The following is a 23,103-nucleotide window of genomic DNA, read 5'->3' on the forward strand; positions in this document are numbered from 1 at the left end:
ACCATCCGATGGTCCCTTGCATTGCCACCCGAATCTTTACTTGAATCGACTCCGGCCTCCGGCTCGCGAAGGGCTTCGATCGGCCTGCGGGGTGAGCCTTTTCGAAGCCTGTTCAAATCGAGGGTTCAACTTTCACCGTGTTCATAAAATCCGGCCCGGACCCAGCCTTCCTGAGCGTGCAGTTCGGCTGTGAGCGCAGCATGATACGATCATTTCCGCATGCGCCCCGCCATCCTACTGCCTGCTTTCGCGGCCCTGCTCTTCCTCGCCGGCTGCAGCCCTGAAACCAAGCCCGAGCCCGCGCCCGTCAAAAAGGCAGCCGCGCCTCCGGCCGACGAAAGCCGCCGCTTCCCCTCCGCCAACCGCGTGGAGACCAACATCACCGCCGACCACCTGCTTGGTCACGATTTTCTGCCGGGCGGCAACATTGCCCACTACAAGAAGGGGGCGAAGGAGTTTGACCTGATCCTCCTCCGGACCTCCTCCGCGGAAGCGGCCGGCATCCTCCTGTTCGATTACAAGACCCACCTGGCCAACCCGAAAGTCGTCCCCGGCTTCGGCGGCTTTGCCGGCAAGGATGGCGCGCGCGACGCCTTCCTCTTCGCCAAAGGCAAATACCTGGCGGGCGTCATCGGCTTACCGGAAGCCGAAGCCGACGCGCTGGCCCGCGAATTCGCAGCACTCATCCAATAACCGGTTACCCGCCATGTCCTGCGGCCCCAAAGCCACGGAACTCGTCGGAATTGTAGGCCAGACCATGGCCCAAGCCCTGACAAAGGGCGGCGCGTGGATCGTCTGCCGCCCCGGCTGCGCCGAATGCTGCCTGGGGACTTTCGCAATCTCCCTCACCGATGCGGAACGCCTGGCGGAAGGCCTCCTTCATCTCTCCCAACACGATCCGGCCCGCGCCGCCCGCGTCCGCCGTCGAGCCCAGGCGTTTCTAGCGCGCTTCGCCGCCAGCTTTCCCGGCGACCCCGCCTCCGGCCTCCTCGACAACTCGACCCAAGGCCAGGAACAGTTCGAAACATTTGGCGAAGACGTGCCCTGCCCCGCCCTCGACCCCGCCTCCCAAACCTGCGATTTATACGCTTACCGTCCGGTCACCTGCCGCACCTTTGGACCTGCCCTGCGCTTCCCCGAAGGCGAGATCCGCGCCTGTGAACTCTGCTACCAGGGCGCTGCGGAGGACGAGATCGACAGCGCCGCCGTGCCGCTCACCCCCAGACACCTGGAAGATCTTCGTGAAGCTCACACCATCGCCGCGTTTGCCCTCACCGGCCCGCCGCGGCGCTTTTAGGCGACAACGCCCAACCCGCCTGTTACCCTGAAAGGGACCCCCTCCATGCGCCAGCAGCCCCCCGTCCGCAAACCCGAAGTCATGAGTCCGGCCGGCTATTGGCCCCAACTCCGCGCCGCCGTCGAGGCCGGAGCCGACTCCGTGTACTTCGGCCTGAAGCACTTTTCCGCTCGCGCCAAGGTCGGCTTCACGCTGACGGAACTGCCCTCCGTCATGCGCGAACTCCACACCCGCGGCGTCCGCGGCTACGTCACCTTCAACACGCTTGTCTTCGAACACGAGATCGCGGGAGCCGCCGACGCCATCGCCGCCATCGTCGACGCCGGAGCCGACGCGCTCATCATGCAGGATTACGGCATGGTCCGCCTGGCCCGCCAGATCGCGCCCGGCATGGAGTTCCACGCCAGCACGCAGATGAGCATCACCGACGCCGCCGGCGTCCGCCAGGCCCAGGAACTCGGCGTCCAGCGCGTCACCCTCGCCCGCGAACTCGCCCTCACCGAGGTGCGCTCCATCATCGAGCAGACCTCCTGCGATCTCGAGATCTTCGTCCATGGCGCACTCTGCGTCGCTTACTCCGGCCAATGCTTCTCTTCCGAAGCCTGGGGCGGACGCAGCGCCAATCGCGGCCAGTGTGCCCAAGCCTGCCGCCTGCCCTACGAAATGCTGGTCGACGGCCGCCTGGAGCCCCTGGCCGACGCCCGCTATCTCCTCTCGCCCGGCGATCTCTACGGCCTGCGCCAGGTGCCCGAAATCGTCTCCATGGGCGTGTCGGCAATGAAAATAGAAGGCCGCTACAAAGACGCCGACTACGTCGCCCTCGCTACCGCCGCCTATCGCAAAGCAGTCGACGAAGCCGCTGCCGGCCGCAAGCTCTCCATCACGCCCGTCGAAGAGCTCCAGCTAGAGCAGGTCTACTCCCGAGGTTCCGGCCCATACTTCCTCACCGGCACCAATCACCAGACCGTCGTCAAAGGCCGTGCCCCGCGCCATCGAGGTGTCTGCATCGGCAAGGTCACCAAGGTCAGCCCGGACTCCGTCACCATCCAGACGGCGCCTGCCCACAAAATCGCACCGGTGAAGCCCGGTGACGGCCTGGTCTTCGACGCCGCCTCCTGGCGCAGCCCGGAAGAGCCCGAAGAGGGCGGCCGCATCTTCCAGTCGCTCCCCAATCTCGACGGATCCCTGGAATTGAAGTTCGGCAACAACGCCGTCCGCTTCACCCGCATCCATCCCGGCGACCTCGTCTGGCGGACCCACGATCCCGCCCTCGAACGCGTGGCCAAGCCCTATCTCGAACCCGCCGCTCCCGCCGCCCGCCAGTCGATTCACATCCGAGTCACCGCCGCCGAAGGAGCGCCGCTGGTGACCGAGTGGCACCTCATCGCCCATCCGGAAATCTCGACCACTGTCATCTCGCCCGAGTCCATCGAACGCGCACAGAATCGCGGCCTCACCAAGGACTTCCTGCACGAACAGTTCTCCCGCCTCGGCAACACGCCTTACACCTTGAAGAGCATTGAGCTCACCTGCACCGGGACGCCGTTCGCAGCCAGTTCACTCCTGAACCGTCTGCGCCGCGAAGCCGTCGAGCAACTCCAGGCCCAGCAGGTCAACCGGCCGCCCCTGGAAGTCAACCAACCCAAGCCGCTTGTGGAAGCAGCCCTGCGCCAGGCCACCGCCGAGGAGCCTGCCAGCCTGGAGCCCCAGCTCCACCTGCTGGTCCGCACTCCCGAACAGCTCGAAGCCGCCCTCGAACTCACACCGGCCAGCATCACGCTCGATTACCTCGACCTCTACGGCCTGCGGCCCTCCGTCGAAAAGGTCAAAACAGCCGGCATCGCCGTCCGAGTCGCCAGCCCGCGCATCCTGAAACCCGGTGAAGCCCGCATCACCAACTTCCTGCTCAGCCTGGAGTGCCCGCTGGTCATCCGCTCCACAGGCATCCTGCACGAACTCAAGCAGCAGCCGCACTCCGACCTGATCGGAGACTTCAGCCTCAATACCGCCAACTCGCTCACCGCCTCGGCCTACTTTGAACTGGGGTTGTCGCGCCTGACGCCCACGCACGACCTCAACGCCGACCAGGTAGCCCGCCTCGCTCGCACAGCGGGCGCCGCCCGTATTGAGGTCGTAGCCTACCAGCACCTGCCGGTCTTCCACACCGAGCACTGCGTCTTCTGCCGCTTCCTCTCCACCGGCACCACTTACAAAGACTGCGGCCGCCCTTGTGAAACCCACACCGTCGCCTTGAAAGACCCTTCCGGCCGCGCCCACCCCGTCATGGCCGACGTCGGCTGCCGCAACACGGTCTTCGGAGCCGAGGCCCAGGAAGCCAGCAGCTTCATCGACCAGTGGCAGGAAGCGGGCATCCGTCATTTCCGTCTGGAGTTTGTCCACGAATCCGCCGGCCAGGTCCGCGAAGTCACCTTGGCCTTCCAGTCCTATCTGAAAGGCGAATCCACTTCAGCGCAACTGGCCGCCGAACTGAAGCGCATCGCCCCGCAAGGCGTCACCCAAGGCAGCCTCTTCGTCCCGCCGGACTACCTGGCCCTGCCGATTTTGCAGTGATCGACACAGGCGTTCCGGTATCATGACCCCATGCCGGAAGACCCATCGTTCGTCGCACGCCGGCATACCCGGTGGGTCGCACCACTCATCCTGCTCGCCCTCACCACAGGGATCTTCTGGAAACTGCTGACCAAGCAGTATAACTGGCTCGACAGCCCCGACCTTGCCTTCCAGATCCTCCCGTGGTTCCAGTTTCAGGCCTCAGCCTGGCACGCCGGAGAATTCCCCCTCTGGGACCCCCACCTCTGGGGCGGCCAGCCGCTCCTGGGCCAGATGCAGCCCGGAGCTGCCTATCCCCTCAACTGGCCTCTATTCCTCGCCCCCCTCCACAACGGCCACATCCAGCCGTTCTGGATCAATCTCCACTTCCTGTTCTCTCACTACCTGGCTGCCCTCTTCTGCTACCTACTCTGCCGCGACCTCGGCCGCTCCAACTCCGCCTCGATCCTCGCTGGAGCCGGTTACGCACTCGGCGGCGTCCTGGGGACCATCGGCTGGCCGCAGATGCTCAGCGGAGCCGTCTGGGCTCCCCTCGTCCTCCTCTTCTATTTCCGCTGCCTGCGCGGCTGCCATCCCGCCGCCAACGCCGCCCTCTCCGGAGCCTTCCTCGGCATCAGCTTCCTCTCCGGCCACCACCAGATCCCCAGTTTCACGGCTCTGGCCATGGGCGGCTTCTGGCTCCACTACATCTGGATCCAGCCCAACCGGATGCGCGCCCTCCGCCAGCCCGCGATCGCCGGCATGCTGCTGGCATTGGTGGGCGCCCTGCAACTCCTGCCCGCCATCGAAACCGGCCGCCTGTCGCTCCGCTGGGTCGAATCCCAGAACCCCGTCTTCTGGGGCCAGAGCGTGCCCTACATTGTCCACAAGCAGCATTCATTCCCGCCAAGCTCACTGTTGGGTGTCTTCATCGCCGGACTCAGCCGCGAGGTCGACCCCTTCCTCGGCTTCACCCTGGTTGCCCTCGCTCTGCTCGGCCTCGCCGCCTGTTGGAAACGCAGCGAGGTGCGGCTGTTCGGCGCCCTGGCCGTGGGTGCGGTCGTCTTTGCGCTCGGCGGCTTCTCCGTCTACCATGGCGTGGCTTACTTGCTCTTCCCCATGGTGGAGAAGGCTCGTACGCCAGCCATCGCCTTTTTCCTCGCTCAACTGGCCCTAGCCGCCCTGGCCGCTTTCGGCCTCGACGCCTTCCGTACGGAGGAGATCCGGCAATCCACCTTCGTCCGCAGCCTCATCCGGGGCCTGCTCGCGTTCAGCGCTGTCGCCTGGAGCATCACCCTCGCCAGCGCCACCGTGCGCCAGGAGACAGGCAACGAGTACGAGGCGCTCTCCCTCGCCGCAATCAGCGCCATCGGCCTGGCAGTTCTTCTGCACGCCTCCAGGACCGGCCGCATCCGGGAATCATCAGCCGCCGCGCTTTCTATTGCGCTGCTGCTGTTTGAGTTTGGCACCGTCACCACCGCCAACTACCAGCACCGCGAGAACAAAGGCGGCTCCCTCTACAAGCTCACGCAGCACGATGATGTGGTCGATTTCCTGCGCACTCTGCCCGCGCCCATGCGCCTCGAAGTCGACACCGACGACGTCCCCTTCAATATCGGCGACTGGGAGGGCCTCGAACAGTTCCGGGCCTACTCCGGCGGCCTCACCGCCAACGTCGCCCGCTTCGAAACCGACCGCCTCAACGGCGGCCATCTCGCCCCCATGCTCTTCGCCCTCGGCTACCACCTGGGCAACGATCCCATGCGCGACGGCCAGCAGCAGGTCTTCCAGGGCCGCGCCGGCCTGAAGGTCTATCGCAATCCCGAGGCGTTTCCCCGCTACTGGAGCGTCCACGAGGCCGCCACCGTGCCTTCAGCCGAGATCATCCGCCGCATGGGCGAGGAAGGTGGAAATCTCCGTCGCAAGGCCCTCATGACAGCCTCGGCGCCGCCGCTGGAAACCTGTGGCGACGGCGACGAACTGAGGCTCACCGCCCGCTCCTCCTCGGCCCTGACCTTCGAGACCACGATGCGCTGCCGGGGCCTGCTCGTCGCCAGCGAGACTTACTTCCCCGGCTGGCTCGGCTACGTCGACGGGCAACCGGCCCCACTTCACGAGGTCTACGGCGCCCTGCGCGGCATCGTCGTCAACCAGGGCCGCCACCGCGTGGAGATGCGCTACCGCCCCGTGTCGGTTTACTGGGGCGCGGGCCTCACCCTGCTCGGCCTGCTGACGGCTCTCGCCGCCGGCCGCTATCAAATGCGCGCGCCCGAAAAAGCCTGACGAACCTCCGCGCGGTTTACGGCCCGGCGCCCTGCCTGCTACGCTCCAGTTGAAGTGAGTTGTACAAAGTGAGCAGTCCCGCTGCCCCCACCGTTCCCTTGCCCTGGTATCTAAGCTTCGGTCCTGCTTTGGCCGCAGTTCTCTGCCTGTCTGTGTTCTACTATCGAGGACTCGATTGCTGGTTCTACCAGGACGACTTCGGCTGGCTCCATCTGGCCCCCGCTAAAGGTTTCCGCGACTTCCTCGCTATCATTTTCGCACCCAAAGCTCACGGCAACCTGCGGCCGTGGAGCGAGAACCTCTTCTTCTATGGCTTGAAGGCCATCTTCGGAGTCAATCCCTTACCCTTCCGGATCGTTGTCTTCCTCACCGTATCGGTCAACCTGTTCCTCCTCAACGCCATCGCGCGCCGGCTCACCGGGTCTGTCCTTGGCGGAGCCACAGCCGCCTTCTGCTGGCTGCTGAACCCCTGCGTGGCGCCCTCGCTGTGTTGGACTTGCATCTACAATCAGCCCCAGTCGCTCTGCTTCATCCTGCTCGCCTTTTTGCACTACCTGCGAGGACGCAAACGTGCCCAGTGGGTGGTCTTTCTGCTCGGGCTCGGCTCACTGGAAACAGTAGTGATGTATCCGCTCCTGATCTCGGCCCACGCCCTGCTGTACGATCGCAGCCGCTTCAAGCGAACCCTGCCCTTCTATGCCGGTTCCGCCGCGTTCACCCTACTCCACTTCCTGGTCGCACCCATCTACAAAACCGGCCCTTACGCCATCCAGATCGACCGAAGAATCTTCCACACCCTCTGGACCTATTTCGAAATGGCACTGGGTCCGGAACGCTTCGGCCACTTCTATTGGGATTGGCCTGCTTGGGTCGTGCCGTCAGCCACAGCCGCCATCTGCGCTGCCGTGCTTGTCATCGTGATCCTGCGGGACACAAGGCGTGGCAGCACTCAGATTGGCAACTCCACGGCAATCTTCGGCGCCGCCTGGTTCGTCATCATGCTCGGCCCGCTGTTGCTGCTGCCTGATCACATCATGGACTACGCGCTTACCGCCCCCGCGGTCGGTCTCGCCCTGATCATCGCCGCCGCTGTCTCGGCGCGGAAGGCGATAGGCATGCCCATCGCCATCCTCTACCTGGCGTTCGCAGCGCCCGCCGCCTGGCACGTCACGCGGTGGAACTGGGAGCGCAGCCACCTCGCCCGGGACCTGGTCCAGGGCGTCCTCCGATTCAAACGCGCCAACCCGGAAAGAATGATGCTGCTCACCGGCATGGATACTGACCAATTCCTCGCCGGCTATGCCGATCTGCCTTTCGAAGTGCACGGCTACTTCGACGTCTGGCTGGCGCCCGGCGCCGAGTCCAACATCCACGACGAGGGCCATCTGGCGCCGCTCATGGTCTGGAAGCCCGAGAAATCGTATCCGCTGCTCGATGCCGGCAAGGCCATGGTCCTCGACGTGGCAGGCGGCAACGTACACGACGTCACCGCCCAATACCAGGCCAACCGCCCGAAGTACTAAGCCGCCCGAGCCGGCAACAAGACAGCCTGTACCGGCCTTTGCGCCCGGAACGCGGCCAACTCCGCCGGGTACTCCCCGATGAGGGGCGCCGGAGCCCGCAGGACATTGTCCCCGAAAATTTCGCGCAGCTGCAGCGCATTCACCATGGCGCGGCCACCCTCCGCGTTGGCTGTCACCACCAGAACCCGCGCCGCATTCGCGGCCAGCCGCTCAATCCGCGGCTGCCACTCCAGCAATTCGTCGAGGTCGTAGAGGTACGACTGGTCCACCGGCTGATCAAACTCACGAAAACCCTCCGGGCTCCGCCGCCCATGCAATCGGACGACTGCCACCCCCGAGGTAAGCAACGCCGTGGGCGGCATCGCCCGGAAGTACTTCGGCTGGTCGATGTTGACGAAACCAACGCGGTAGTTCACCAGCGTCGTCACCGCCTCATCCCTCAGCCATGACTCGTGTCGAAACTCCGCAGCCAGGGGAAACTCATGGAACGTCCGTCGCAGCTGGATGAGGAACTGTTTGTTCTCCTCGCTGAACCGGAACGCCCAAGGAAACTGCATGACCACCGCACCCAGCCGCCGCGCCTTCAGCAGCGGGAACAGGCCCACCTTCCAGGCCTCCACCGCGGCCTCATTCAGGTCCCGGTCGTACGTGAAGCGCCGTTCCAACAGCGCCGTGAACAGGAAATCAGGGTTCCGCTCCACTTTCTTCGCGTAGAGCCTGGCGATCTCCTGCCGCATCGGGCCGGCGAAGGTCTGCCCGATCTCCGCTACGTCGACATACCGCGCCAGTGTGTCCAGCGGGTGCCAGCCGCGTGTCGCGGGCTTTGGATAGACAGTGGAAACCCAGTCCGCGCGATGCCATCCGGACGGACCGATTGAGAGGTGGTGCAGCATTGCCATGCTTCCTCCTTCGCCTTATGTTTGCCAACCCAGAGTAGAACAAATAGCGAAGAAGCGCAAGACAAAAAATGTCCGCATCAATTTTGGGCTACCTGTAACCTGAAACCACGCTTTTGCGCTCTTATAGTCAATCCCCGTTACGAGAAGCGGGCGCCTTCACCCCAACACCCAACCCGGCGCCCGCACCCTCTTCTCCGTAGTCCCGCCCTAATCTATTCCTATTAGCCGATTGAACTGCTCACGATAATGCAAAACACCCGCTGTTCCTCCGGATTGCTCCGGCAGAACAGCGGGCGTCAAAATGCAAGCGCAACCAATATTAAACTAATCCGCGAACATCCCCTCAAATAGGGCTGAGGTCAGATACCGTTCGCCGGCGTCCGGCAGGATGACCACAATCGTCTTGCCTGCGAACTCAGGCTGGTTCGCCAACCGCACCGCGGCAGCGGCCGCCGCGCCGCAAGAGATGCCGCTCAGGATCCCTTCTTCCGAAGCCAGGCGCCGCGCCATCTCCATCGACTCATCGTTCGACACCTGCTCCACGCGATCTACCATCGAGAGGTCCAGGGTCCCGGGAATGAAGCCCGCGCCAATCCCCTGGATTTTGTGCGGACCGGGCTGCGGTGCCTCGCCGTTCCTCACCTGGGTGATCACGGGGCTCGCCGTCGGCTCTACGGCCACCGACAGAATCGGCTTGCCCTTCACCTGCTTGATATACCGCGAAGTGCCCGTAATCGTGCCGCCCGTGCCTACGCCGGACACCAGCACGTCCACCTGGCCATCGGTGTCGTCCCAGATCTCAGGCCCCGTGGTCTCGAAATGGATCTTCGGATTCGCCGGATTCTGGAACTGCTGCAACAGGACAAACTTCGACGGATCCGAGTTGTAGATCTCTTCGGCCTTCGCGATCGCACCCTTCATGCCCTTGGGACCTTCGGTCAACACCAAATTCGCCCCAAAGACCTTCAACACCTTGCGCCGCTCTAGCGACATCGTCTCCGGCATGGTCAGGGTGATCGGATAACCGCGGGCCGCCGCGACAAACGCCAGCGCGATGCCGGTATTACCGCTGGTTGGCTCCACCAGTTCCTTGCCCGGGCCCAGGATCCCAGCCTTCTCGGCCTCCCAAACCATCGAAGCGCCGATACGGCATTTCACGGAATAGGCCGGATTGCGGCCCTCGATCTTCGCCAGCACCGTGGCGCCGGCGCCCTTCGTTACACGGTTCAGCCGGACTAAAGGAGTCCGGCCGATGCTCAACGAGTTATCATCAAAAACTCTCATCGGCTCCCCTTAAATTTCCCAATTTGGCACGTATCTTGCCTGCCGGTCTCGCCAATTCCGAGCTAATTCGGCGAACGTGGTTTTGTCGATGACCCCAGCCACCGCGTCGTCCACCCGATCCCAGAACTCGCCCAGCGGTCCCGGTTCTTCCAGCGCCGCACGGCCTGTCCGGCCACCTTCCACACTGCGCAGCACCTGCCCCACCGTAATCGTCTCCGCCGCTTTCGCCAGAAGGTACCCCCCCTCGGCGCCACGCCGGGACTCGAGAAACCCGTGCTTCTTCAGGTCAGCCAGAATCGTCTCCAGAAACTTCTGCGGGATCTTTTGCCGCGTGGCAATGTCCGCAATTCTGATTGGCTGCGCCCCTGGCGACAAGGTCAGGTCAAGTACGGCACGCAGTGCGTACTCACACTTCACGGAAACGTTCATTAGCGTCTGCACTGGCATTTCCCTATTCTCACTAGAGAATATCGCCTTCCATCCGGGCGGTCAACACAAGCCTGCTCTTTTCCATCACTTACCCCGCTTCCTACCCTTTGGATTCGCCGCATCCGGGGCCTTGGGCCCTAATCCGACATCAGGAAGATCAGCGGCCGGACGTCATCCTCCGGCGTCCATTCCCAGTAACTTAACAGGATGGTATAGACCATCAGGCCGGTCTCCCCTTCCCCAAAGAAGAGGTACCGGGACGCCTGCTGCATCAGGTTCTCCCTGGTCAGTCCAATGAAGATCGAGATGGGATCAATCAGTTCGCTGATGTACGCAATGGTGTTGGCCAGGGCAGTCGCCCCGTACGCATGAGCGACGAAGTTCTCTCCCTCACGCTCGATCCGGAACTCAAGCGGCGCCGAAAACTCGCTCCGGTTGTCGGCCAAATGGATGTGTACAAACAGGAATGGCCCGTGCACCTTGTAGTGCTTCACGATCTCAGCCTGCTTACGCGTCCGCGCCGTCGCCGTATCGTTCCGGATGGGCACCAGATGAACTTTCTTGTCGACCAGTTCCGACGCCAGCCGCGCGGACTCAGAATTGCTGAAGTAGCTCTTTGTCACCCGGAACTCAAACGACCGCTTCGACCGGCTCAGTGCGCTCACCATCATCAACAGCAGCGTAAAAACCGACCCGATGATCAACCCGTCCGGCCGCTCAATACAGTTGTCCACCAGGGTGTAGGCGAATACCAAAGCCACCGCGCCGGTATAGATTGCGAGCGGCTTTCGCGCCTCCTTCCACAAATCCAGCGTCGCCGCGCAGGCAGCCGACAGGATCAGCACCAGTACTCCGGTGGCGTACGCTCCGCTCTGTGCCTCGACGTCGGCGCGAAACACCAGTGTGACCACCACATTGATTCCAAACAGCACCAGCACCAGCGGTCGCGACAGCGTCATCCACTCCGGGGCCATTCCGAACCGCGGCAGGTAACGCGGAATCAGGTGTAGCAACCCCGCCATCGCCGACGCCCCGGCCAGCGACAGGATCAGGATCGTGGACACATCGTAAATCGATCCGAACACCGGGCCCAGGTACTTGTGCGCCAGAAAAGCAATCGCACGACCGCTGGCCGGTCCGCCAATCCGGTAGGCGGATTCCGGAATAAGCAGCGTGGTCACCATGCTGCTCGCCACCAGCATCACGCTCATGATCAGCGCCGCCGTCACCAGCAGCCGCTTGGTATTGCCCACGCGTCCGGCCGGGGGTGTCCCACTGCGCTGATGATAATCCGCATCCCGTGGCCCGCCATCGATCAGCGGCATAACCGAAACGCCGGTCTCAAACCCGCTCAAACCCAGCGCCAGTTTGGGGAAGACGAGCAGTGCGCCCGCCATCACCATCCCCATGTCGCCCTTCATTGAAAGCGCGACCCGCCAATCGTGCAGCAGCGCCGGGTGGAGGAACACTTCATAGGCTCCACGCGCCAGAACCACCACGTTTAGCAACAGATAGGGGACAGAGGCGGCCGAGGCCACGCCGATCGCCTCTTTGAATCCCTTGAGAAAGACCAGCGTCAGGGCGGTCAGCAACCCCAGCGTGATAAGGATCTGGTGGTCGCCCAGGTGCGGGCGCAGAAACGGATTCTCCACTGCGTGCTTCGCCGCATCGGCCGCGGACAAAGTCATGGTAATGACGAAATCGGTTGCCGCAAACCCGAGCAGCGTGAGCACCAGCAGCTTGCTCTTCCAGCCCAGCAGCAGGTTCTCGAGCATCGCGATCGAGCCCTGCCCCGCGAAACTGCGCTCCGCCACCTGCGAATACACCGGCAGGGCACCCAGAAGGGTCACCAGCACGAGGATCGCGGTCGCCAGCGGCGCGACCGCCCCCGCAGCAAGCAGCGCGATACCCGGCTGATACCCCAGCGTGGAAAAGTAATCCACGCCCGTCAGCCAGATCACCTTGTACCAGGGATGCGTGACCGTGTGGTGGGCCGACTCCTCCAGTGCCTCCCCGCGAGCGATCCATCGTCCGAACGCGGAGCGGAACTGTAGCGACGGTTGCGGCAGTTCCTTACTGACAGGAATGAGTCGGCCCATGACAGACCAGATGTTAGCTTAAACGTCGCAGATGCGCATCATCTCGTCGAGCGTGGCGATCGGATCCTTGCCCTGCGAGGGGCTGTACTCGTGTGACATGTAACCCGTATAGCCCGTATCCACAATCGCCTGGGCGATGCCCTTGTAGTTCATCTCCTGCGTATCGTCGAACTGGTGCCGGCCCGGGTTGCCCGCCGTGTGGAAGTGGCCAAAGTACTGGATGTTGTCGCGGATCGTGCGGATGATGTCGCCTTCCATGATCTGCATGTGATAGATGTCGTACAGCAGCTTGAACCGCGGCGAGCCCACCCGTTTGCACAGCTCCACGCCCCACTTGGCGTGATCACATTGGTAGTCTTTGTGGTCCACCTTGGAATTCAGGAGCTCCATGCAGATGGTCACTTCGTTGTCTTCCGCCAGTTTGATGACATCCTTGAGCACCAGCAGGCAGTTATCCATACCTTCTTCATCGCTCTTGCCGCGCCGGTTGCCGCTAAACGTGATGACGTTTGGGATCCCTTCCTTCTTCGCGCGCGGCAGGTTCTCCTTGAACTGCGCGCGAATCGCGTCATGCAGCGTCTTGTCGTTGCATGCATCGGTCAGCTTGCCGCCGCCCGCCGTCATGTTCGGAACCAGGCCGTATTTCTTAAGGATCGGCCACTGCTCCGGCTGCGTCAGGTCGTAGCAATGCGCCCCCAGCCGCGCAGCCTGCTTGGCGCGCTCTTCAAACGGCATGTTGCGGCCGAAAACACCGCCGCACACACCCTGTTTGATGCGGTTCTTGCGTTGTACCTTCTGCTCGGTCGACTGAGCGCTCAACACCGCCGGCATCGCGGCCGCGGAAACGAGGAAATCTTTACGGGTCATGAGTGGAATCCTAGCCAGACGACTTCCGGCACCCGTTATCGTATAGCATTCCAAACAAAACCGGCCGCGCACCTCACTTCACTCCTTGTGGCCGATGCCCACAAACGGCAGCGCCGTGGTCCGCCGGACGCTGACCCTGGGCACATCCATACCGCGCTCACATGACCTGTGGCCGCCGCCCGTTATCCGGTCTTGGCATCCTGATCTGGGCACGCCGCGCCTCATCCCCAAAAATGCGGAGGATGGATTACCGCAAAGACAGCCGCCTCACCCTCGACGAGTAGATCGAGCTGCGCGGCGCCTCCGCTTTCGGCGAACGCCGACCCATCGCCAATCGAGGCACCGTCCAACAGATGCTTGACCAGGCAAATCCCCTCGTCACCGCCGGCCCCCAACCGCCAAGAATTCTGCTTCGTCGGCCGCTCTGGTGCCCGGGACAGGATGAAGATTGGCTGAAAATCGTGCCTGACGCCAAGACCGGTCACAGCATTTCAAAATAAATCTGAAAAAGTTCGCAATTTATTCTATTTCAACACTTTAGCGTCCATCACCCACACGTTTTACTACCTCCATCCAGCCGATTTCCTTGGACCTGTGGGAGTAGAATCGAGACGGCTCACCCCACTGCGCTTCCCGCTCGCGAGGCGCTACCCCACTAGGAGAATCCCATGGAACCGAACACCACACTTGCGCCACAAGGCGCCCGCGGGACCGAGCCCGCGCCCCCTACCTTCGCCAGCAGCGTCATCAACGGCCAGATCCTCACCGCGCAGGCGCCACCGGCCCTCGACCCACACGCCTACCTGCGCCCCATCGAACAGATCACCACACCAGACCAATTCCCGCCCGGCGTCCTGCTCACCTCAACCGCCACCGCCAACCTGCGCCTCCAGTCGCCCAGCCCCTTTGGCTTTCACTTCCACTGGATCAAAGAGGCAGTTCGCGGCATCCTGCAGGGCACCACCGGGCTCTGCCTGGACGCCGCCGCGGAGGCCCACGTGACGGCCACTCTCACCGGCTCCTACACCGCCACCCTTACCCGCGACGACCACGGTGCCGAACCCTGGCTCCGCCTCACGCTCAACCGAGCTTCCGAAGCCACTCTGCAGGGCTCCGCCAAAGCTACCATCACCGCCAACGTCGACACGAGCCTGCCGGCGGGCAGCGACGAACTTCTGAGAGCCATCCTCGGAACGCACTCGCTGCAGTGGCTTCGCGCGACCCTCGCCGACATCGGCAGTGTCCGCTGGAGACAGCTTGCCGATACCTGCGGAGCCAGCGGTTCCGCCCTCGAATCCCTTCTCGAGGCCTTCCAGCAGCCCGGTACCCGAGCCGAGTCCGTCCTTTGGAAAGCCGCCGGTCAACCCACCGGCCTCGCCGAACTCCTGTCCTGGTCCTACTCGATCGCCAACGATGGACTGAACCTGACAACCTTCCGTTCCCGTCTCCAGCAGGGGCTCGAACAGAACCCGGCCTTCGCTTCCTCCATCGTTGCGCAGTGGCTCGAGGCCGTAGCCGGCTGCAGCCTGACCCAAATCTCCACCGAAGACGCCTGGACTCGTATCCACGCCGCCGCCACCCTGCTCGACCGCCTCACCAACGTCGATAAGCTCAGCCGCGACGCCCCAGCCATTCTGACTCTTCTCCTCCGTCTGCCCGCCATCGCGGCGCAGGAGCTGGATCCCTTCGCCCCCGCCTCATGGGCCCTGCCCCGGCTCCAACAATTGTTCGGCTCCGGACTCCCCGCCCACGCACTGCTGGAGCGCGTGAACTCCTGGGTGCCTCTCCGCAACCGCATCTACCAGGCCGCCAGGGAAGCCCTTCAGAAACAGCTCCCGGCCGAGCTCTCGATCCTTCTCGAATCCTCCACTGGCGGCACAGCCCTGGCCGACGCCAGCTTCGCCATGACGCCCATGGGGCTGGACCTCCTGCGCAGGGTCCTCGGAGGCGACCTGACGCCGCTCTACGGACCGCCCACCTCAAGCCTCCAGACGCACCACGGCCTGCTCACACATCACCTGCGCCGCACCCGCCACGTCGAAATCCACCTACCGTTCCTTGACACCCGCTCCTGGCAAAGCGGTGTCACCGCCTTGGCGTCCGCCGAGGTCCTCTGCGACGCCGCCGGCCGCCTGATCACCTGGCATGCTGCCGCCTGCGACTTTCACCAGGTTTCGAACGAGTTCCATAGCAAGATGATTCTCGCGGCAGCTTTCTCTACGCGCGACTCTGGCCCCATCAACGACAACTTCGATCTCACCTTTGAAGACACCAGACAGGTGAGCGCATCGGGCCATCACGAAGCTTGGTTCCGGGTCCTCCAGGCCTATGGCATCGACCGGCCTGAACTGCCGTCCGAACCCGTTCAGGCCACGCTCACTCTCTCCCTTCCGGGCCGCTTCGTCGAAGCCTGGACCAGAGCCCCTCACTCCAAAGAAACCGACTACTTCCCCACAATGTGCCGCGTCTCTCGGGCCATGCAGGCCGCGGTCCGCTACTGGCTGCCCACACTGTACTTCTCCGATCTCGAGCATTTCCGCACGCCCAACGCGGCCTTTCCCCTGCTCGCATACCAGTACTCCGCGCCTTATGCCGACGTGAAAGCGCGCCACCTCTCCTACGACTTCATGAACTCCGAGATGCTCGCCAGAGCCCTCAATTCCGCCGCCCCCGGCCTGCGGCAGGCTCTGCCAGAACTCCAATGCGCCCTGGCCGCGGCAGGCATGCAGGAGTTTGTCTCGACCTACGATCCGAATTCTGTGGAGCGGATCCTCGCTTCGGTGCAGATCCAGAGCCGTAACTTCAATGCCCTGCTGGCTGCCGACACCTTTTTCGCCGAGGAGATGGTCCGTCTGGCGGATATGACCCGCGAACTGCGGGCCACGTGCAGCCGCAAGCCGGCTATGGCGATCCGCAACCTCACCCGTTACAGCGCCGATCTGGTTAAAGCCCTGCACGGCCAGTTGCGCCGCCTCTATGCGGGAGACGATTTCGTAGCGTTAGGCTCGCTCTTGCTGATCGCCGCGACTTCCGCGCTGGCGGGCGGCGGCAAGGGCCCGCTCCCCATCACTGCCACACTACAGTTGGAACAGAGAGGCGAGGTCCGAGTCTACACCAGCGAGACGGCCGCAACCTGACCGGCCTCCAGCGGAAGCCCAACCTCAATCCGCAAATACTGCCTGGGGGCGTTCAGCCTCTACATCCCCAGCCGGCAGCCCTGGCCAAAGTGAGGACGTACTACTGCTTCCCCCCTTGCCTGGCGGCCTGAGCGTCCAGGAATTCGTAGCGTCCCCGGCTCACTTCGGGCTGTGCTTTCGCATCCGCATCGAGATGCATCACCTGGATGGAGGCGGGGCTGTAGGCAGGCCACTTGGGGAGACCGGGACCATTCGGGTCGCCGGTCTTCGCGAAGTTCGTCCAGTAATTCTGGAGGAGTTCCGAGACTTTGCGGTCGTCCGGCTGCCAGTTGAAGTCCTTGTTGGAGTCGAGGGCTCCGAACACATACTCGATCTCCGAGGCGTGGACGGCGCCGTATGAGCCGGGCTCCATGCCGGGGATGGATTTACCGGGGAGCGCGGGGCGGACGCGGTCAAACACGTATTGATAGACCGGGCTAGCTGCCGTTTTGGCGTGGGTATTGATCCACTTCCATGTGCCGTACGCGATGAAGAGGTCACCATCGAGGGCCTTGGCAGAGTTCAGCGCATCGGCATCGCTGGCCGCTGTGTAGAGCCTGAGGAAGGCGCCGGCATCGTCCTTGTAGCGTTCTCGGGCCTGCTGCTGGAAGCGTTCGGCGGTGAGCTTCTGCTTCGCGTTCCCCATCAGCGCCTGATAGGGCATTTCGTCGGAGTTCCAGCCGGCCAGCAGCGGAATGTGGGCCTGTTTGCCGGCGGCGTAGATCTCGGCTGCTGAGGTGGGGAAGTAGTAGCCGTCGATGTTGGGGCCAAACCCACCGCGGCTGTTCTTCGTGGTATCCAGCAGTTTATCGGCGGGGATAGCCCGAAGGGCGGCGAGATTGTCAGCCTTTTGGTCGGCTGCAAATTTGACGCCGGCCTGCTCGGATTCCGCGAGGTTGCGGGCGCTGAGGGTGGCGCCGAAGAACGCACCGCTTTCTCCGATGGCGCGGGTCATCAGGTCGCGAGAGAGCGGTGAAGACATGAGTGCGCAGACGGAGAATGATCCGGCGGACTCACCGAAGATCGTGATGTTGTTGGGGTCACCGCCGAAGGCCTTGATGTTGTGTTTGACCCAGCGTAGCGCTTCAGCCTGGTCCATCAGGCCGTAGTTGCCGGAGGCGTTGTGGCCGGACTCCTTTGTGAGTTCGGGGTGGGCGAAGAAGCCGAAGATGCCCATGCGGTAGTTCACACTGACGACGATCACGCCTTTGGTGGCGAGGACTTCGCCGTCCTGGCGAGGCTCGGATGAACCGCCCGCCTGGAAGCCACCGCCGTGGACCCAGAACATGATCGGCAGCTTCTCCCTGGCGGATTTGGCGGGGGTCCAGATGTTGAGGGTGAGGCAGTCTTCGCTGGGGCCAGGGTCCCGGAAGATCATGTCGTCGTAGATGCGGGCCTGCATGCAACGCGCGCCGAAGGCGGTGGCAGGGCGGACACCTTTCCACTTCGCTACAGGCAGGGGCGCCTTCCAACGGAGGTTGCCGACAGGCGGGGCGGCAAAGGGGACGCCTTTGAAGGTGCGGATGGCGGGGTTGGTTCCGGGAGCGCCTACGAGGGTGCCGGAGGCCGTGCGGACGCGGTCGGCGGCAGTCATGGAAAGAAGCGCCATGGGAACGAGGGTGACTAGGGCGGTGATGCGCATGTTGATGAACCTGGGTTATGAGACCCGAGGACAGTTTATGACATGCGGGGGTGGGCGTGGCGGGCGAGCCGGATTCAGTTCGGCGATATTCAGAGGGGCGGAGATCGGGTGGGCCAGAGAGAGAGTGGGCCCTGGGACTAGCGCAACTGGCTGATGCGGCCGCGGGCGATGCGGCGGACGAAATCGAGGTCGCCATCGAGGAAGTCGTAGTCGGGGAGAACGGCGGGCGTTTCCCAGAGGATCTGCTCGAAAGTTTTTGGTTGGGGCTCCCCGGTGTAGGTGTCTACCTTGTGAAACAGGAGGATCAGCGGGGGGCGGCCTTGCGCCGAATGCTCGTACCGGGCGATCTCGGGACCGATCACGGCTTCTATGCCGAGTTCCTCCCGGAGCTCACGCCGCAGGGCTTGTTTGGGGGTTTCGCCGACTTCCACCTTGCCGCCAGGGAACTCCCACTTGAGGCCGTGACGGTCTTTCGCCATACGCTGGCCTATGAGCAGCTTGCCGTCTTGCTGGAGGACGCCAGCGACCACGATCATTGTGCGCACCATGCAGGGTGAGTAAAGATGGAGGAAACCTTAAACCATTGTACAGCGAACAGCTTCTCGAACATTTCCAGAATCCGCGCAATGCAGGGGTGCTGCCGGATCCGGCCCTCACCGTCAACGTGGAGAATCCTGCCTGTGGAGACCGGTTGCGGCTCTCGGCCCGGGTGGAGGACGGGGTTGTCACGGCCGCGATGTTCCAGGTGCGGGGGTGCACGGCTTCTATCGCTTGCGGGTCGGCCTTAACGGTTTGGCTGACAGGCCGGCGAGTGGATGAGGTGTCGCGATGCAAGGGATCGGAGATTGCCGCGGCGGTGGAAGGATTGGTCGGCGGGCTGGCTAACGAGTCTAAACACGCCGCGCTGTTGATGGCGGACGGGGTGGCGGGGTTGATTCGGGCCGCTCGGGCGAGCTGATTTTCCGGTTGGCGGGATTGGTCGCGGTGGGGGGACGTTCCGGCTCCGGTCACCAGGGGGTGAAATCAGTTTGCGACTTTTCATCGCTTTTGGCCAGAGCGGAACGTCCCCACACGCACTAGGGTTTCTTGAACGACTCGGGTTTCACTCCAGTGTTCAGCTTGCGTTCAGCGATGGTGCGGTCGAGGACCTTCTGGCCGTTCTGCAGAGTGACTTCATGGAACGGGAGGGTCAGGCCCTCCACCGGGCGAAAGTCGCTGAGCTGCACTTCCGTCTCGGCCGGGCCGCTCATGCCGATGCTGCTGTAAGCCATCTTCACCAGTTGGTGGCTGGCGGGGTCGAAGGTCAGTTTGGCTTCGAAATCACCCTTCTTCCAATTCACAGTCGTGTCGTCGATGGCCTGGACCTCGGCTTCTCCGGCGGCTGCCGCGAGAAGCAGGCCCATCCCACCGCCGGCAGCAGGGATCCCCTTGCGCAGTTCCCCCGCCAGGTTGGGCGGGAGGTCCTGTGCCTGCGGGCCCTGGGCGGCCCAGGCGTTGGCGCCGTCGACTGATTCCGTGATGACGCCCACAGGCAGCTTCATCACCATCTTGTAGTAAGCCGGGTAGAGGACGGATTCCTCGGAGTCACCGTCGAAGGAGGCCTGAGGCATGGTCAGCTTGATCTTACCCGTCAGCACCTGATCTTTCACCGCTGCAGCTTTTTCCTGACCGCCCAGCGCGGTGAGAGCGGCGGCAATCAGCGCTTTGCCTTTAGTGGCGGCTTCGGGGCTGGCTGCGGACGCGGCGGCCTTCACCTTGACCATGTCAGGCGCGGTGAGGTCGAGATCCTCCGCCTTGATGATGCGGGTGGGTCCGTAGGCTTGGAGTTCCTTGGAGAACTCCTTCGCGTTGCCGACGGCGACGATGGTGAGTTTGTCGGTCTCCAGGAACTTCTGGAGTGAGGCGGACATCTGCTCGCGGGTGAGGGCCTGGAGGCGTTCGCGGAATTTCGGGTAGTAGTCGTCGGGCAGGCCGTAGACTGCGGTGGTGAGGACGCGGCCGGCGACAGCGGCGGCCGTCTCAATGCCGACCGCGAACGAACCCATAAGGTAGGCCTTGGCCTCGTCGAATTCTTCCTTCGTGGCCGGATTCTGCTTGAACTCCTGGAGGAGGTCGACCAGCATGCGGATGGCATCGGCCGTCTTTTCGGTACGGGTGAAGGTGGACGCCTGGAAGGTGCCGGTCTGGCGGGCGGGCTCAAAGGAGGAGTTCGCACCGTAGGTGAGGCCTTCGTTGGCGCGGAGCTTCATGTTCAGGCGGGAGTTGAAACTGCCGCCGAAGATCTGGTTGGCAACGTAGAGAGCAAGATAGTCGGGGCTGTTGCGAGGTACGCCGAGGTGGCCGACGATGATCTGGGTCTGCACGGCGTTCGGCATGTCGACGATGACGACCTGCGGTTTGGGCGCGGGCGGCGCGGGCAGTTTGGCATCGGGCGCGGCAGCGGCTTCCCAGGATCCGAAGTACTTTTCGACGAGCGCGAACGCTTCGTCGGGGGTGACGTCGCCCGCGACGGCCATCCAGGCGCGGCCGGGCGCATAGTTCGCCTTATAGAACGAGACGATGTCCTCGCGCTTGATATTGCGCAGGGTCACGGGCGTGCCGTCACCGGGGTAGGCGTAGGGGTGGGTGCCGAGCAGGGCTCGGGAGGCGCTTGCGGGGGCAAGGTACTCCGCGCTGGAGTAGGAGACCTGCAGGTTGGATTGCGCCTGGCGCATGGCGCGATCGATCTCTTCCTGGGAGAAGGCCGGGTTGCGCGTCATGTCCGCCAGGAGTTCCATGCCCAGCGAAGAATAAGACTTCATGAAGGTCATGCCGAGCGTGGCCACGTCGTCACCGGCTCCGGCGGAGAGGGAGCCGCCCGCGTTGTCGGCAAGCTTGGCCAGATCCTGCGCGGAGCGGGTAGTGGTGCCCTCGTGGAGCAGCGATGCGGTCATATTGGCGAGACCGGACTTCTCTGGCGGGGCGTAGGCGCCACCGGCGATGACCTGGAGAGAAGCCGAAAGAAGCGGCAGGCGGTGATCCTCGATGACGAAGACTTTCAGCCCGTTGGGGAGGGTCTTAGAGGCCACCTTCGGAAATTCGTAGGGGCGCGGCGCGGTGGGGGCGGGAGGAGTCATCTTTGGCTTGGCAGGAGGCGCGGGCTTGGCGACAGCGAGGGGATTCACCTTGGGCGGTTGTGTGGGTTGAGCGGTCTGGGCCGAGGCCAGAATGGAGACGAGCGCGGGGAGCAGGATCGTGGTGAAACGCATGGTTGGATCCTCTGTTACTGCTTGGGCTCCGGCGTCTTGGGCGCTTCGGCCTCGGGATAGACCCAGAGCTTGGTCTGGTTGGACTTGGCCAGGTACTTCTTGGCAACGCGCAGGACGTCAGCGGCAGTGACCTTGCGGTAGTTCTCGAGTTCGGTGTTGTAGCGCTCGGGGTCGCCCAGAAGAACTGAGCACTTACCGAGGAAGTCGGCCTTGGCCTGGACGCCTTCGCGGCCGATGATGAACCCGGCGATCGTCTGATTCTTAGCCTTGGCGAGCTCTTCGTCGGTGACAGGCTTCTCGGTCATCTCCTGGAAGGTGTACTCGAGGCTGTTGGAGACTTCCTTGATGTTTTTACCCTGGTTCACCACGGCGAAGCCGAAGAAGACGGACGGACCTTCGAGGAAAAGGCCTTCACCCTGTGCGGCGACAGCGGACTGTTCGTCGTAGACCAAGCGCTTGTAGAGGCGCGAGGACTGGCCGGTGGAGAGGATGGAAGACGCGATCTCGAGGGCGTAGGAGTCGGGGTGGCCGAGCGGCGGAAGGTGGTAAGCGCTGACGACTGCGTCGAGGGGTACGTTTTTGTACTTAATGGTGGTCTCGCGGGCGGCGGTCTGGACCGGCTCAGTGGCCGTGACGCGGGGGATAGGCTTGCCTTTGGGGATCGACGAGAAGTGCTTATCGATGAGGGCGATGGCTTCCTTGGCGTCGAAGTCGCCGACCGCGACTATGGTGGCGTTGTTGGGGACGTAGAAGAGGTCGTGGAACTCCTTGACGTCCTCGACGGTGGCCTTGTTCAGGTCTTCCATCGAGCCTATGGGGAGGTGCTTGTACGGGTACTGGGTGTAAGTCTTGGCCAGCACGTCCTCAAAGATCAGGCCGTAGGGCGGATTCTCGAAGCGCAGGCGGCGCTCTTCCTTGACGACTTCGCGTTCCTTCTTAAAGTTGGCGTCGGAGACATCGAGGGAGGACAGGCGGTCGGCTTCCAGCCAGAGCATGCGCTCCAGGTAGTTGGAGGGGAAGGTTTCCCAATAGACCGTCTGATCGAAGCTGGTGTAGGCGTTGACTTGGCCACCCGCCTCGCGGACATAGCGCATATGCTCTTCGGGGCCAACATTCTTGGAGCCACGGAACATGAGGTGCTCGAACAAGTGAGCGAAACCGGTGCGGCCGGTCTTCTCGTCCTTGGAGCCGACATGGAACCAGACCTGAAGGTTGGTGACCGGGCGCGAGTGATCCTCGGCGAGGACGACCTTGAGGCCATTGGGGAGTTCGTGGCGGAGGATCTTGAGTGGGGGTGGGGTATCGGCAGCAAAGCCCGTCATAGTCATAGTGAGAGCAGCCAGGGGTGCGAGGCACAACACGCGCAGGTTGGGTGCGGAGTGACGGCTGGATTGGAGCAGCATATAGCGGTATCCACAGGTTACGGATTTGCCTTGAGGGTAGCAGATTGCGGGGAAACCGGTCTAAGCAGGTGGAAATGTTACGAGTGTAGGAGCAGCGATGCGGTGTTGCGAGATTGGTGCGGGGGTGCCGCGAGGCCGCACAGCAGCACCCCTCCAGTGGTCCGGCTGTCCCCCAGGGCTTTTAACCCGCCCCTTCTTCAGCCGTCCCTCCGAACTCCGCCGGCTCTCCTCCGAGCCGGCGCCCACAGTCTCCGATTCCAGTTCCACAGGGGGTTTCTAGAGGCGCCCTCCAGCCCAACGGCCTAACCGGCGCGAATCTCTCCTCCGATCTTCGCGTGGCATTCAGCCGCTGAACCTATCCGTCCAGAAACCCCTCAGCGGGCCTTTGGAATCGACCCACTGC

16 protein-coding genes are annotated in these 23,103 nt (G+C 63.3%); 7 read left to right on the top strand and 9 right to left on the bottom strand.

The features are described from left to right. The first annotated feature begins 219 nt into the window (after positions 1 to 219). The 5 genes from IRI77_RS16940 (at position 220) to IRI77_RS16960 (ending at position 7,653) form a co-directional block, all read left to right on the top strand. Positions 220 to 693, top strand: a complete 474-nt coding sequence (locus tag IRI77_RS16940) for a hypothetical protein (protein WP_194453219.1) — start codon at positions 220 to 222, stop codon at positions 691 to 693. Positions 694 to 757: 64 nt separating this feature from the next. Further along, positions 758 to 1,297, top strand: a complete 540-nt coding sequence (locus IRI77_RS16945) for a YkgJ family cysteine cluster protein (protein WP_228486774.1) — start codon at positions 758 to 760, stop codon at positions 1,295 to 1,297. 45 nt (positions 1,298 to 1,342) lie between these two features. Beyond that, entirely contained in the window at positions 1,343 to 3,868 is a 2,526-nt protein-coding gene (locus IRI77_RS16950; protein WP_194453221.1) for a U32 family peptidase, read from the top strand. 30 nt (positions 3,869 to 3,898) lie between these two features. Continuing rightward, entirely contained in the window at positions 3,899 to 6,130 is a 2,232-nt protein-coding gene (locus IRI77_RS16955; protein WP_194453222.1) for a hypothetical protein, read from the top strand. 68 nt (positions 6,131 to 6,198) lie between these two features. Beyond that, complete coding sequence (locus tag IRI77_RS16960; protein ID WP_194453223.1) at positions 6,199 to 7,653, top strand: hypothetical protein; 1,455 nt, start codon at positions 6,199 to 6,201, stop codon at positions 7,651 to 7,653. Here the strand turns inward: IRI77_RS16960 and IRI77_RS16965 are convergent. The 5 genes from IRI77_RS16965 to IRI77_RS16985 form a co-directional block, all read right to left on the bottom strand. After that, a complete protein-coding gene (locus IRI77_RS16965) occupies positions 7,650 to 8,552 on the bottom strand; it encodes a DUF72 domain-containing protein (protein ID WP_194453224.1) in 903 nt (300 codons plus the stop codon). The two genes, IRI77_RS16960 and IRI77_RS16965, sit on opposite strands and share 4 nt — an antisense overlap. A 324-nt stretch (positions 8,553 to 8,876) precedes the next feature. After that, positions 8,877 to 9,836 carry a cysteine synthase A gene (cysK, locus tag IRI77_RS16970; RefSeq protein WP_194453225.1) on the bottom strand — a complete coding sequence of 320 codons (960 nt, stop codon included), beginning with the start codon at positions 9,834 to 9,836 and terminating at the stop codon, positions 8,877 to 8,879. A 9-nt stretch (positions 9,837 to 9,845) separates the two neighbouring features. Beyond that, positions 9,846 to 10,283, bottom strand: a complete 438-nt coding sequence (locus tag IRI77_RS16975; RefSeq protein ID WP_228486775.1) for an RrF2 family transcriptional regulator — start codon at positions 10,281 to 10,283, stop codon at positions 9,846 to 9,848. 119 nt (positions 10,284 to 10,402) lie between these two features. After that, a complete protein-coding gene (locus IRI77_RS16980) occupies positions 10,403 to 12,364 on the bottom strand; it encodes an APC family permease (RefSeq protein WP_194453226.1) in 1,962 nt (653 codons plus the stop codon). 18 nt (positions 12,365 to 12,382) lie between these two features. Next, the gene (locus IRI77_RS16985) at positions 12,383 to 13,231 is read right to left on the bottom strand and encodes a hydroxypyruvate isomerase family protein (protein WP_194453227.1); all 849 of its coding nucleotides are present in this window, start codon (positions 13,229 to 13,231) and stop codon (positions 12,383 to 12,385) included. A gap of 668 nt (positions 13,232 to 13,899) precedes the next feature. Here IRI77_RS16985 and IRI77_RS16990 point away from each other — a divergent pair. After that, positions 13,900 to 16,368 (top strand): hypothetical protein, encoded by a 2,469-nt coding sequence (locus IRI77_RS16990; RefSeq protein ID WP_194453228.1) that lies wholly within the window; start codon positions 13,900 to 13,902, stop codon positions 16,366 to 16,368. A gap of 100 nt (positions 16,369 to 16,468) precedes the next feature. Here the strand turns inward: IRI77_RS16990 and IRI77_RS16995 are convergent, their stop codons facing one another. Further along, the gene (locus tag IRI77_RS16995; RefSeq protein WP_228486776.1) at positions 16,469 to 18,049 is read right to left on the bottom strand and encodes a carboxylesterase/lipase family protein; all 1,581 of its coding nucleotides are present in this window, start codon (positions 18,047 to 18,049) and stop codon (positions 16,469 to 16,471) included. A 137-nt stretch (positions 18,050 to 18,186) separates the two neighbouring features. Beyond that, positions 18,187 to 18,585 (bottom strand): (deoxy)nucleoside triphosphate pyrophosphohydrolase, encoded by a 399-nt coding sequence (locus tag IRI77_RS17000; RefSeq protein WP_228486777.1) that lies wholly within the window; start codon positions 18,583 to 18,585, stop codon positions 18,187 to 18,189. Positions 18,586 to 18,632: 47 nt separating this feature from the next. Here IRI77_RS17000 and IRI77_RS17005 point away from each other — a divergent pair, with 47 nt between their 5' ends. Then, complete coding sequence (locus IRI77_RS17005) at positions 18,633 to 19,007, top strand: iron-sulfur cluster assembly scaffold protein (RefSeq protein WP_194453230.1); 375 nt, start codon at positions 18,633 to 18,635, stop codon at positions 19,005 to 19,007. A gap of 118 nt (positions 19,008 to 19,125) precedes the next feature. Here IRI77_RS17005 and IRI77_RS17010 read toward each other — a convergent pair whose 3' ends face one another. Both IRI77_RS17010 and IRI77_RS17015 read right to left on the bottom strand, forming a co-directional pair. Beyond that, complete coding sequence (locus tag IRI77_RS17010) at positions 19,126 to 21,297, bottom strand: M16 family metallopeptidase (RefSeq protein ID WP_194453231.1); 2,172 nt, start codon at positions 21,295 to 21,297, stop codon at positions 19,126 to 19,128. A 14-nt stretch (positions 21,298 to 21,311) separates the two neighbouring features. Next, a complete protein-coding gene (locus IRI77_RS17015; RefSeq protein WP_194453232.1) occupies positions 21,312 to 22,700 on the bottom strand; it encodes a M16 family metallopeptidase in 1,389 nt (462 codons plus the stop codon). Between the last annotated feature and the right edge of the window lie 403 nt (positions 22,701 to 23,103).

It is taken from the genome of Paludibaculum fermentans, assembly GCF_015277775.1.
GTDB lineage: Bacteria > Acidobacteriota > Terriglobia > Bryobacterales > Bryobacteraceae > Paludibaculum > Paludibaculum fermentans.